The following is an 11537-nucleotide window of genomic DNA, read 5'->3' on the forward strand; positions in this document are numbered from 1 at the left end:
CTAGCCCTTGACGGACCCCGCGGTCAACCCGCGGACGAAATACTTGCCGGCCAGTACATAGACCACCAGCGTGGGTAGCGCCGCGATCATCGCCGCCGCCATGTCGACGTTGTACTCCTTCACGCCGGTCGAGGTATTGACCATGTTGTTCAGAGCCACCGTCACCGGCTGCGAATCGAATCCGGCAAAGGCCACGCCGAACAGGAAGTCGTTCCAGATCTGCGTGAACTGCCAGATCACCGACACGGTGATGATCGGCCCCGACACCGGCAGCAGAATCCGCCAGAAGATGCGGAAGAAGCCGGCGCCATCCAGCTTGGCGGCATTGATCATCTCGTCCGGGACGGCCACGTAGTAGTTGCGGAAGAACAGCGTGGTGAAGGCAATGCCATAGACCACGTGCACCAGCACCAGGCCACTGACCGAACTGGCCAGCCCCAGCCAGCCCAGGGTCCGCGCCATCGGCATCAGCACCACCTGAAACGGCACGAAACACCCGAACAGCAGCATCGCGAAGACCAGCTCCGATCCCCGGAATCGCCATTTGGTCAGCGCATAACCATTGATTGCCCCGACTAGCGTCGAGATCGCCACCGCCGGCACCACGATCTTGATCGAGTTGACGAAATACCCCGACAAGCCATCACAGCGCATGCCGGTACAGGCACTGCTCCAAGCCTTGATCCAGGGGTCCAGGGTGAAATGACTCGGCAGCGACAGCAGCGCTCCGGCGCGGATCTCCTCGATCGGCTTGACCGAGGTCAGCACCATCACCACCAGCGGCAGTAGATAGACCAGCGCGGCCGCGATCAGCAATGCATAAAGGCCGGCCCGCAGCAGCCGGGCACGTGGCGTCCGGCGACGTATCACGTTATCCATGCTTGCGCTCCCGCAGTTCGGAATACAGGTAGGGGATCAGGATGGCCAGCACCCCGCAGAGCATCATGATGGCACTGGCCGAGCCCAGGCCGATCTGCCCCCGCGTGAAGGTGTGGGCATACATGAAGGTGGCCGGCAGATCCGTGGCGTAGCCCGGGCCGCCGCCGGTTAGCGCCATCACCAGATCGAAGCTCTTGATGGCGATGTGCGCGAGAATCATCACCGCACTGAACACCACCGGACGCAGGCACGGCAGCACGATGCGCCAGTAGACACGCGGCAGACTGGCTCCATCGAGCGCCGCCGCCTTGAACAGGCTGTCGTCGATGCCACGCAGACCGGCCAGAAACAGCGCCATCACAAAGCCCGAGGCCTGCCAGACGGCCGCGATCACCAGGGTATAGATCGCCATGTCGGGATCCACCAGCCAGTCGAAGCGAAAGTTCTCGAAGCCCCAGCTCTGCACCAGTGCCTCGATCCCCAGACTAGGGTTGAGCAGCCAGCGCCATACCACACCCGTCACGATCAACGACAGGGCCATGGGGTAGAGATAGATGGTGCGCAGCGCCCCTTCCTGGCGGATACGCTGGTCGAGGAAGATGGCCAGCGCCAGCCCCAGCACCAGGCAGATGGCGATGAACAGGCCGCCGAACACCACCAGATTGGTGGCTGCCACGTGCCAGCGCTCGTTGGCGAACAGACGCGCATACTGCTCTAAGCCGACGAAGTTGTACTGCGGCAGCATGCGCGAACCGGTCAATGACAGGATGAACGTCCACAGCATGTAGCCGTAGACGAAGAACAGGGCCACGGCGAGCGACGGCGCCACCACCAGGCGCGGCAGTACCCGTTCCAGGGTACCGGCCAGCGAGCGACGGCCGGCCCGCCGCGACGAAGCGCGCGACAGGGAGTCGGTTGGAGTCATGGAACATGAACCTGACGGGATGGTCGGGAAAACCGGGGCCGGCCATTACCGGCCCCGGGGCGATGGCATCATTCAGCCGGCGGCACGTACCGCACTGGCCAGACGCTCGGCCGCCTTCTCGGCAGGCATGTCGGGATCATTGAAGAAGTTGGTGATGACGTCGAAGACGGCCCCCTGCACGCTTGCCGACACCGCCATGCCGTGGGCCAAGCTGGGCACCAGACCGCCCTGCGCCTGTGCGGCATCGAAAGCCTCGCGCGAGGACTTGGCGCAGGCATCGAAGTCATCCAGCGGTACGTCCATGCGCACCGGAATCGATCCCTTGGCCTTGTTGAAGGTGGTCTGGAAATCCTTGGACAGGATCAGCCCCGCCAGGTCCATCTGGGCCTGCTGCTTGCCCTTGTCATCGACCTTGAACATGGCGAAGCTGTCGACGTTGTAGGAAAACATGTGCTCGGTCATGGGCGCCGCTTCGCACAGGTAATCCTCACTCGGCGTCATGCCGGCGGCGGTGAACTCGCCCTTGGCCCAGTCGCCCATGATCTGCATCGCGGCCTTGCCGCTGATGACCATCGAGGTGGCGATGTTCCAGTCACGCCCGGCAATATCGGGGTCCATGGCGCCGCGCAGCTTCTTGAAGGTCTTGAGTGCCTTGACCATGGTGTCGCTGGTCAGCGCCTCGGGATCGAGATCGACAAAGGCCTTGCGGTAGAAGTCGGCACCACCGACGCCCATCAGAACCACCTCGAAGACGGTGGCGTCCTGCCAGGGCTGGCCGCCATGCGCCAGCGGAACGAAGCCGGCGTCGCGAATCTTCCTGGCATCGGCAAAGAATTCGTCCCAGGTCCTGGGCAGCGAATCGACCCCGGATTTCTCGAGCACCTCCGGGTTGGCCCACAGCCAGTTGATACGGTGGATATTCACGGGGACCGCGGCATAGTGGCCGTCGACCTTGTCATAGGCCGACAGCTCCGGCGGCAGGAAGGCGTCCCAGTTTTCTTCCTTGGCGACCTTGTCGATGTTGCCGAGGAAGCCCATCTCTCCCCATTCCTGGATGAGCGGCCCCTTGATCTGGGCGACCGCCGGCGGGTTGCCCGAGATGGCACGGGACTTGAGCACCGTCATGGCGCTGTCGCCGCCGCCACCGGCCACCGCGAAGTCCTTCCAGGTGTGCCCCTTGGCCTCGAGCTTCTGCTTGAGCAGGTTCGCGGCCTTGGCTTCACCGCCGGAGGTCCACCAGTGCAGCACCTCGATTTCGGCGGCGTTGGCCTGGGTCACGGCCGCCGCCAGTGCGGCGCCGGCAGCCAGTGTATAGAGCGGTTTCATGACGTGTCTCCCTTCTGGTTATTGTGGTGGCGCAGGGTCAGACGCGAGGCAGGCGCGCCTCGCGACGTTCGAGAATCGGCAGGATGTCATGGCAGGCGCCCATGGTGTGGTAGTCCACCTTGCCGGCCGGGCTCTTTTCGTCGGAATAGCGGCGGTTATCCGGCGTCAGGATGCGATACCAGCCTCCGTGACGATGGTCGATCATGTATTGCCAGCTGAAATCCGCCAGACGCCGGTACCAACGCCAGAAGCGGTGTTCGCCGGTGGCGTCGGCCAGCATCGCCGCCGCCGCCAGGCTTTCCGCCTGCACCCAGAAATACTTGTCGCTGTCGCAGTGGCGCCGCTCGAGGTCGACCCCGTAGACCAGCCCGCCATGATCGGCATCCCACCCCGCCTCGACCGCCTCGATGAACAGTCGCGCCGCCGTCGGCAGCAGCCAGACCTCGTCGGGGCAGTGGCGCGAAAGGATCGTCAGAAGCTTGGCCCACTCGGTCTGATGGCCGATCTGGAAGCCCCAGGGGCGGAAAAGGTGACGCGGATTGTCGCGGTTGTACTCCAGGTCCACGCGCCAGCGACGATCGAAATGCTCCCAGATCCAGCCATCGGTCTGCCGGGCCTGGCGCTGCCAGATCGCCCGTGCGACGGCGAGCGCGCGCTCGAGATAGGCCGGGTCCTGCGTCGCTTCGAAGGCGGCGATCAGAGCCTCGCAGCTGTGCATGTTGGCGTTCTGGCCCCGGTAGTCGCTCACCCACCAGCACGCGTCTGCTTCATCGGCATACAGTTGCCATTGGGGCTCCCAGAAGCGCCGGGTCTGCAGCGCATGAACGCGCTCTAGGCCGTCACGGGCTTCGGTGATGCCGCAACGCAGTGCCGTGGCATAGGCCAGCAGCACGAAGGCCAGGCCGTAACAGTGGTTGGTGGTATCCGCGGGTTGATGGTCGATCAGTGTCCAGGCATAGCCCTGGTAGCGAGTCTGGAAATGCGCCTGCTCGAGATAGCGAAGTCCGTGACGCGCCCAGTGCCGGTACTCTTCCCGCCCGGTAAACGCCGCATGGCGCGCATAGGTGAAGACATAGCGGGCACTCGACACCAGATGACGGTGACGGGTGTCGTAAACCTCGCCGTCATCCTTGAGATAATGGTGAAAGCCGCCGCCGGCATCGATGCAGCGCGGATGGTAGAAAGCCATGGTTCGCGCAAGATGCGACCGGAGCTGGCGCGGGTCGTCGAGAGGCATGGGCGTGATCCTGCAATCTTGTCGTTATAAGGCGTGCCGAACCGGGCATCAGGGACACGATAGCGCAGGTTGTTCCAGGCGGGGATTACCGAATCCTGCAAAGTCTTGCCGGAGTATTACAGGCTGGTAACACTCGACGTCTCGTCGCCGAGCGGCAGTTGCAGCCGCACCTCGAGGCCGCCGGCACTGGCCCGCCCCAGATGGATATCGCCCCCATGCGCCCGTGCAATGTGCCGCGCGATGGCCAGCCCCAGCCCGCTGCCGCCGGTATGGCGGCTGCGCGAGGGCTCGAGTCGCACGAAGGGCTGGAAGACACGCTCACGCTGCGCCTCGGGGATGCCCGGGCCATCGTCACGAACCCAGACATCCACTCGATCGACCTCACGGCGAACCGCCACATCCACGCGCTTGCCGTAGAAGATGGCATTCTCGATCAGGTTGGTCAGGCAACGCTTGAGCGCCAGCGGCTTGGCCATCACCGACCCGGCTTCGCCACTGAGGTGCAGCGGCTTGCCATGCACGGCCAGTTCATCCTGCAATTCGATCAGCAGGCCATCGAGATCCACTGGCTGGAGCTGCTCGTGCAGATCCAGTCCCTTGACCGACGCCAGCGCCCCCTTCACCAGCTGATCCATCTCATCGAGTGTGCGGATGAAGGCCTCACGCTGGTCATCCTCTTCCAGCAGTTCGGCACGTAGCCGCAGTCGGGTGATCGGTGTCTTGAGGTCATGCGAGATTGCCGAGAACAGCCGTTCGCGTTCCTCGACCTGCTGCCGGATCCGCTCGCTCATGCGATTGAAAGCCACCGCCGTGTCACGCAGCTCCCTTGGGCCCCGCTCGGCCAGTGGCGGTGTTTCCAGATCATCCCCCAGGCGCCGCGCCGCCCGCGCCATCACCGATAACGGCCGTGTCATCCAGCGAATCCCCATCAGCGACAGCGCAATCACCGTAACCAGCACCGCCAACAACGCGAACAGCCGATCGCCGGCCAGCCAGCTTGGCCCGTCCAGCAACCCGGCGACCGGCAGACTGGTGGCCACGAACAGCCATTGATGGGTGTCCAGTGGCATCTGCACCACCAGAATCGGCGTCGACAACGGTGCCATCGCCAGGCTGCGATGCGCCCAGTGGGCAGGCAGTGCATCCAGGGCCACTTCGTTGTTGAAGACCCGAAGATGCTCGGGGCGGGAGAAGTCGATGGTCAGCGCCACCTTGCCCAGCTGACGATGCAGCCCCTCGCGCAGGTTGCGGGCTACCAGTTGCCGAGCCCGGTCGGGGGGCGACCCCGTCAGATGGATACGGTGATCGTTGACGCTGACGAAGAAGCGCGTTCCTCCCATGTCGCGCAGCTGCTCGAGCACGATGTGCCGGTACTCGTAAGGCAGCGAGCGGAAGTAACGTACCGTGGCGGCCAGGCTGTCGGCCAGGTTGCGCGAGAGGGTATCGAGCTGGGCGAAGCGCTCACGGTTCTCCTGCCAGCTCCATAATCCATAACTGGCCACCTGGGCACTCAGCACCCCCAGCAGCATCAACAGCACGAAGCGGCCGCGCAGGGTCCGCGGTCGCAAAGCGGTTTTCACGCCTCCGCTTCCACGGTCGTAGCCAGCACGTAGCCGGCGCCCCGCACCGTGCGTATCAACTGCGAGTGCTGGGCATCCTCGCCGAGGCGTTGACGCAGTCGGCACACATGCACGTCGATGGAACGATCCAGCGGGGGCGCCCGGCGCCCGCGGCTGAGATCATAGAGCCGCTCACGCGAGAGGACCTGCTCGGGATGCTCGAGAAACACGCCGAGCAGCAAATAGTCGGCCCCGGATAATGCACTGCGCTGCCCCTCGGCGTCGATCAGCTCGCGGGTGATGCGATCCAGCCGCCAGTGGCCGAAGCGAACCACACGGGCGGCCTCGGGACTGATCGGGCGCGCACGCCGCAGCACCGCCTTGATGCGCGCCAGCAGTTCGCGCGGATTGAACGGCTTGGCCAGGTAATCGTCGGCCCCCAGTTCCAGCCCCAGAATCCGGTCGGTTTCATCAGCACTGGCGGTCAGCATGATGATCGGGACCTGATGATGGCGCCGCAGATCGCGACACAACGACAGGCCATCCTCACCGGGCATCATGATGTCGAGCACCACCAGATCCGGCACGGCTTCCTGCATCAGGGCCCGGAGCGCCTCGCCATCCTCGGCGAGAGCGACCGCGAAGCCCTGCCGCTCCAGATAGGTCTTCAGCAGTTCACGAATTTCGGCATCGTCATCGACCACGGCCACTGTCGAAGGCTGCATCGTCATAACCGGCAAGATTCCTGTTCCATCCCGGCTGGCGAGACGGCGGTGTTGATGGGACCAGTGCGGATGATGCGGCCTCCCGCCATAGCCATCAAGCCGCGCCCCGCCACGGGCGACCAAAGTGGCAGGCTCGACTTGCCGGGTGGCGATGGATGGCGGAGAGCGGCGTGGCGCATGTCATTGACGACCTGCGTATCGCAACCCAGCCGGGCTCGCTATGATGACCGGATACCCAGCGTGGCAGAGAGCGGCATGACCCGGTACGAACAGGATCCCCTCATCGACATCCTGGCTGGTTGCGCCAATGGCGAGGCTCGAGCCTTCGAACGGCTCTACCACGCCACCAGCGCGCATCTATACGCGCAACTGCTGCGTATCGTCAGGGAAGAAAGCGCCGCCCAGGATTGCCTGCAGCAGGTCTACCTGCGCGTCTGGCAGACAGCCGGGCGCTATGACGCCAACCTGTCGCGCCCCATGACCTGGCTGTCCACCATCACCCGTAACGTGGGCATCGACTGGCTGAGGCGCAGCCGCCGGAGAAGCGAGGATGGCGACGCGGCGCTCGAGACATTGGCCGATGACACCGACCTGACAGCCACCAGCGAGCTCGCCCAGCATACCGCGCGACTGCACGCCTGCCTCGAGACCCTGTCGGCCGATCAGCGACGGGCGCTGGAGACGGCCTATTTCGAAGGGCTGACCCATGGTGAGCTGGCCGAAGTCCTGAGCCAGCCGCTGGGTACCGTCAAGAGCTGGATACGGCGTGGACTCGAGAGGTTGAGAACATGCATGACCCGTGGGATTTGAGCGACCCGGACGAGCGTGACCTGGCGGCCGGCGAATACGTGCTGGGTACCCTGGACAGCCGGCAGCAGGCGCATTTCGAAGCCCTGCTCGCGGTCAGCCCGGAGCTCCAGCGCCAGGTCGCTGACTGGCGCGAACACCTGCAGGTCTTCAACACCCCCCTCGAACCGGTGGCGCCGCCGGACGCGCTGTGGCCACGCATCGTTCGGACGCTGGGCCTGACACCCCGCCCCTGGTGGCGCCGCCTGAGTGTATGGCGTTCCCTGAGCGCCGGCCTGGCCCTGAGCACGCTGATCCTCGGCACCCTGCTTCTCGTTCGCCCGGCGCCGTCCGGCATGCCAGGAGACGCCGTCTATGTCGTGCTCGACGACAACCGGGTGCCGGGCTGGATCATCTATGCGGAAAGTGATGGCGAGCTGATGGCCCAGGCGGTTCAGCCCACTGACATGCCCGACGGTATGGCCGGCGAACTGTGGATGATGAAGGACGGTCAGCCAGTGTCGCTGGGCATGCTGCCCGGCCGCGGCGAGGCGCGCATGCGCATGCCGGCGTCTCTGCGGCCGATGATGCACCATGCCGACTTCGCGGTCAGCATCGAGCCGGCCAGCGGTGCGCCACAGGGCCGTCCCACCGGTCGCGTCATCGACCAGGGCAAGCTGGTACCGATGCGCGGCGATAACTGGTCGCTGTGAGACCCCGGAGATACCGTCATCCGACCAGCGCCTGCACCTTCTCGACGATGTGCGCGCCGATCGGAATCGCCGACGTGGCGGCCGGCGACGGCGCATTGCAGACATTGACGGTGCGCGTGGTATTGACGAAGCGAAAGTCATCGATCAGCTTGCCGTCGCTGGAAACCGCCTGGGCCCTCACGCCGGCCGGATAGGGCTGCAGATCCTCGAGCGCCAGCTCCGGGCAGTACTTGCGCACCTCCTCGAGATACCCCTTCTTGAACAGGGAATTCTTCATCTCAATCAGGCCCGGCCGCAGATTGGCCTTGAGCACCTTGAGAATGCCCGGGTTGGTCAGCATCGCGGCACTGTCGGTCAAGGACACGTCGCGCTTGCGATACCCCTCACGCTTGAAGGCCAGCACCGCATTGGGGCCGACGGTCACACTGCCATCGATCATGCGGGTCAGGTGCACACCGAGAAACGGCATCGAGGGGTCCGGAATCGGGTAGATCAGGTGGTTGACGATGCCGTTATGGCGTTCGGGCAGCCGGTAGTACTCGCCCCGGAACGGACAGATGGTGAAGCCCGGCTTCACACCCAGCATGCTGACCACCCGGTCCGCCATCAGCCCGGCGCAAGAGACGAGATAGCGCGAGGTAAAGCTGCCCTGACCGGTCTCCACCACGACCTCCTCACGCCGCTCGCTGAGCCCCGTCACTTCGGTGTCGTAACGAATCTCGCCGCCTTGGCGACGAAACACCTCGCCCATGGCCTCCGCCACTCTGGCGTAGTCGACGATGCCGCTGGACGGCACGAAGATCCCGCCCTGCCCCGTGATGTTGGGTTCGCGTTCATGCAACGCCTCGGCCGACAGCCATTCACGCTCAAGGCCGTTGGCCGCCGTGCGTTCCCACAGGGCCTCCATGCGTTGCATCTCGAGCGCATTGGTGGCGACCAGCAGCTTGCCGCACACCTCGTAGGGAATCGCATGTTCGTCACAGAAGGCCTTGGTGGCGCGATTGCCGGCAAGACAGAAGCGTGCCTTGTGACTGCCGGGCGTGTAATAGACGCCGGCATGAATCACGCCACTGTTGTGCCCGGTCTGGTGCCGGGCCGGCCCTGCCTCCTTTTCCACGACCAGCATGCGCTTGTCCGGATAGGCCTCCTGAAGCTGCATGGCCGTGGACAGGCCGAGAATGCCGCCACCGATGATGATGAAATCGTACACGTCTACCTCTTGTCGTCCCGGGATCAATGCCAGCACTCGAGTCTACCCGATTCATCCGCCACCCGGGGATGGCCCTTGAAAAGCCGGGCAAAGGCAGCCACACCTGAAACAGGTTCCCCAACGGAGCAAGCGCCATGGCTACCCACGCCCTGCTGCTGGTCGACATCCAGAACGACTTCTGCCCCGGCGGTACCCTGGCCGTACCCGAGGCCGAGCGGATTCTGCCCGTCGTCAACCGCTGGATCGATGCGGCACAGCGCCAGGGCTGGCCGATCGTGGCCAGCCGCGACTGGCATCCGCAGGAACACTGCAGCTTCACTGGACAAGGCGGCCCCTGGCCCGCTCACTGCGTCCAGGACACACAGGGGGCCGCCTTCCCCACCAGCCTGCAGCTACCTGACAAAGCGGTACGCGTCAGCAAGGGCTGTGCCTTCGACCGCGACAACTATTCAGCCTTCGATGGCACGGGGCTGGCCGTCTACTTGCGCCGGCACGGCGTTCAGCGCCTGCTTGTGGCCGGACTGGCCCTAGATGTCTGCGTCAAGGCCACCGCCGAGGAGGCGCTCGGCCAGGGGTTCGAGGTCGAGTTGCTCGCCGAGGCCACCCGGGCCGTCGATCCGACACATGCCGCCGACTGCCTCGATGCCCTGCGTCGGGCCGGTGCCACCATCAAGGAGTGATTCAGGAATGCCCACCCAGGAACTGCCCCGCGACGAGGATCTCAGCCTGCTGGTCGACCTCTACGAACTGACCATGCTGCAGGCCTACTGGGCCGAAGGCATGCAGGAGACCGCGACCTTCAGCCTGTTCTTCCGCAAGCTACCGCCGCACCGCAACTACATGCTGGCCTGCGGCCAGCAGCACGTCGCCCGACTCATCTCCCAGTTGCGCTTCGGGGAGGAGCAGATCGCGGCCCTGCGTCGCCTGGATCTCTTCAAGCCGGCCTTTCTTGACTGGCTGGCCGACTTTCGTTTTACCGGTACCCTGCATGCCCTGCCCGAGGGCACACCGGTCTTCCCGCACGAACCCCTGCTGGAAGTCGAGGCTCCGATCGGCGAGGCGCAGTTTCTCGAGAGCCTGGTCATGAACTACGTCCATCTCGAGACCGTCCTCGCCTCCAAGGCCTCGCGCATCGTCAATGCCGCCCAGGGTCGCCCGGTCGTCGATTTCGGCATGCGGCGCATGCACGGCATCGATGCCGCCGTCCGTGGGGTGCGCGCCTATCGCATGGCCGGCATCTCCGCCACCAGCAACGTGCTCGGCGCCAGCCGCCATGATCTCCCGGCCCGCGGCACCATGGCGCACAGCTTCATCCAGGCGCATGACAGCGAAGACGTCGCCCTGCAGGCGTTCGCCCGGGAGTTTCCGGGTACGGCCCTGCTGGTCGACACCTACGACACCGTGGAGGCCGTCAAGCGCCTGATCGGCTGGCTGGATGCCAATCCCGACCTGCACATCAGCGCTATCCGCCTCGATTCCGGCGATCTCGGCGAGTTGGCGAAGACCTGCCGCCACCTGCTGGACCACGGCGGCTACCCGGAAATCAAGATCACCGCCAGCGGCGGACTCAATGAGTATCGCATTCAGGACCTGCTGGCCGATGACGCGCCCATCGACAGTTTCGGCGTGGGTACGGCCCTCGGCGCGGCCAGCGATGCGCCCTGCCTGGAACTGGCCTACAAGCTGACCGAATATGCCGGCGAGCCACGCCTCAAGCACTCGCCCGGCAAGCATTCCCTGCCCGGACGCAAGCAGGTCTATCGTGAATCCGATGCCGAGGGGTTCTACCGGCGTGACACCCTGACACTTCGTGACGAAACCGCCCCCGGCATGCCACTGCTGCAACCCATCATCATCGATGGTGAGTTTCAGGCCGAGCGGATGGCCGATCCCGATACCGCCCGTGAGGCCAGCCTGGATGCCGTCGCCCGGTTGCCCGAGGGGCTTCATCGTCTCGACCAGGGGGCCGCCTATCGGGTTGATATCAGCGAGCGCATTCATGACTATCGTCGTCAGGCCGAGGCCAGGCTGGGGCTGCCATCGGATGGGTGACCTGGCGATGCTCTTGTTTATGTGTTGGGTCCCGTGTGATTAACCACCCGTTTGGTAAATAACTCAGGTCGCTTGGCCTGCCACTCCTTCATCGCCGTGATCGGTGATTGATGATGCAGCGCCTT

11 protein-coding genes and 1 pseudogene are annotated in these 11537 nt (G+C 64.7%); 4 read left to right on the plus strand and 8 right to left on the minus strand.

Annotated features, from left to right (window positions below):
- The 6 genes from ACTCB7_RS06515 to ACTCB7_RS06540 all read right to left on the minus strand — a co-directional run bounded on the left by ACTCB7_RS06515 (position 1) and on the right by ACTCB7_RS06540 (position 6657).
- A complete protein-coding gene (locus ACTCB7_RS06515; RefSeq protein WP_163648584.1) occupies positions 1–879 on the minus strand; it encodes a carbohydrate ABC transporter permease in 879 nt (292 codons plus the stop codon).
- On the minus strand, positions 872–1804 hold the full coding sequence (locus ACTCB7_RS06520) for a carbohydrate ABC transporter permease (RefSeq protein WP_205596227.1): 933 nt from the start codon (positions 1802–1804) through the stop codon (positions 872–874). Before ACTCB7_RS06520 ends, ACTCB7_RS06515 begins: the two co-directional genes overlap by 8 nt.
- A gap of 72 nt (positions 1805–1876) precedes the next feature.
- Positions 1877–3130, minus strand: coding sequence for an ABC transporter substrate-binding protein (locus ACTCB7_RS06525; protein WP_463006016.1), 1254 nt, complete (start codon positions 3128–3130; stop codon positions 1877–1879).
- A 37-nt stretch (positions 3131–3167) separates the two neighbouring features.
- Positions 3168–4367, minus strand: coding sequence for an AGE family epimerase/isomerase (locus ACTCB7_RS06530; RefSeq protein ID WP_463006017.1), 1200 nt, complete (start codon positions 4365–4367; stop codon positions 3168–3170).
- Positions 4368–4483: 116 nt separating this feature from the next.
- The gene (locus tag ACTCB7_RS06535) at positions 4484–5947 is read right to left on the minus strand and encodes an ATP-binding protein (protein ID WP_463006018.1); all 1464 of its coding nucleotides are present in this window, start codon (positions 5945–5947) and stop codon (positions 4484–4486) included.
- Entirely contained in the window at positions 5944–6657 is a 714-nt protein-coding gene (locus ACTCB7_RS06540) for a response regulator (protein ID WP_463006019.1), read from the minus strand. The genes ACTCB7_RS06535 and ACTCB7_RS06540 overlap by 4 nt, the downstream gene beginning before the upstream one ends.
- Positions 6658–6906: 249 nt before the next feature.
- On the opposite strand from ACTCB7_RS06540, the gene ACTCB7_RS06545 reads away from it, so the two are divergent.
- Together ACTCB7_RS06545 and ACTCB7_RS06550 are read left to right on the plus strand one after the other, a co-directional pair.
- A complete protein-coding gene (locus ACTCB7_RS06545; protein WP_163648580.1) occupies positions 6907–7461 on the plus strand; it encodes a sigma-70 family RNA polymerase sigma factor in 555 nt (184 codons plus the stop codon).
- The gene (locus ACTCB7_RS06550; RefSeq protein WP_163648579.1) at positions 7440–8150 is read left to right on the plus strand and encodes an anti-sigma factor; all 711 of its coding nucleotides are present in this window, start codon (positions 7440–7442) and stop codon (positions 8148–8150) included. Before ACTCB7_RS06545 ends, ACTCB7_RS06550 begins: the two co-directional genes overlap by 22 nt.
- A gap of 16 nt (positions 8151–8166) precedes the next feature.
- Here ACTCB7_RS06550 and lhgO read toward each other — a convergent pair whose 3' ends face one another.
- Complete coding sequence (gene lhgO, locus ACTCB7_RS06555) at positions 8167–9360, minus strand: L-2-hydroxyglutarate oxidase (RefSeq protein WP_163648578.1); 1194 nt, start codon at positions 9358–9360, stop codon at positions 8167–8169.
- 134 nt (positions 9361–9494) lie between these two features.
- Between lhgO and ACTCB7_RS06560 the strand changes: the two genes are divergently transcribed.
- Both ACTCB7_RS06560 and ACTCB7_RS06565 read left to right on the plus strand, forming a co-directional pair.
- Positions 9495–10040 carry an isochorismatase family protein gene (locus tag ACTCB7_RS06560; protein WP_163648577.1) on the plus strand — a complete coding sequence of 182 codons (546 nt, stop codon included), beginning with the start codon at positions 9495–9497 and terminating at the stop codon, positions 10038–10040.
- Between the two features lie 7 nt (positions 10041–10047).
- Positions 10048–11412, plus strand: coding sequence for a nicotinate phosphoribosyltransferase (locus ACTCB7_RS06565; RefSeq protein WP_163648576.1), 1365 nt, complete (start codon positions 10048–10050; stop codon positions 11410–11412).
- A gap of 17 nt (positions 11413–11429) precedes the next feature.
- Here the strand turns inward: ACTCB7_RS06565 and ACTCB7_RS06570 are convergent.
- A pseudogene (locus ACTCB7_RS06570) lies at positions 11430–11537 on the minus strand (IS481 family transposase); the annotation flags it as partial.

The sequence above is a fragment of the Modicisalibacter sp. genome, assembly GCF_055145905.1.

Bases quoted from the DNA above. Each gene is read 5' to 3' on its own strand.
- ACTCB7_RS06515 (WP_163648584.1), bottom strand. From the start codon at position 879: ATGGATAACGTGATACGTCGCCGGACGCCACGTGCCCGGCTGCTGCGG.
- ACTCB7_RS06520 (WP_205596227.1), bottom strand. From the start codon at position 1,804: ATGACTCCAACCGACTCCCTGTCGCGCGCTTCGTCGCGGCGGGCCGGC.
- ACTCB7_RS06525 (WP_463006016.1), bottom strand. From the start codon at position 3,130: ATGAAACCGCTCTATACACTGGCTGCCGGCGCCGCACTGGCGGCGGCC.
- ACTCB7_RS06530 (WP_463006017.1), bottom strand. From the start codon at position 4,367: ATGCCTCTCGACGACCCGCGCCAGCTCCGGTCGCATCTTGCGCGAACC.
- ACTCB7_RS06540 (WP_463006019.1), bottom strand. From the start codon at position 6,657: ATGACGATGCAGCCTTCGACAGTGGCCGTGGTCGATGACGATGCCGAA.
- ACTCB7_RS06545 (WP_163648580.1), top strand. From the start codon at position 6,907: ATGACCCGGTACGAACAGGATCCCCTCATCGACATCCTGGCTGGTTGC.
- ACTCB7_RS06550 (WP_163648579.1), top strand. From the start codon at position 7,440: ATGCATGACCCGTGGGATTTGAGCGACCCGGACGAGCGTGACCTGGCG.
- ACTCB7_RS06560 (WP_163648577.1), top strand. From the start codon at position 9,495: ATGGCTACCCACGCCCTGCTGCTGGTCGACATCCAGAACGACTTCTGC.
- ACTCB7_RS06565 (WP_163648576.1), top strand. From the start codon at position 10,048: ATGCCCACCCAGGAACTGCCCCGCGACGAGGATCTCAGCCTGCTGGTC.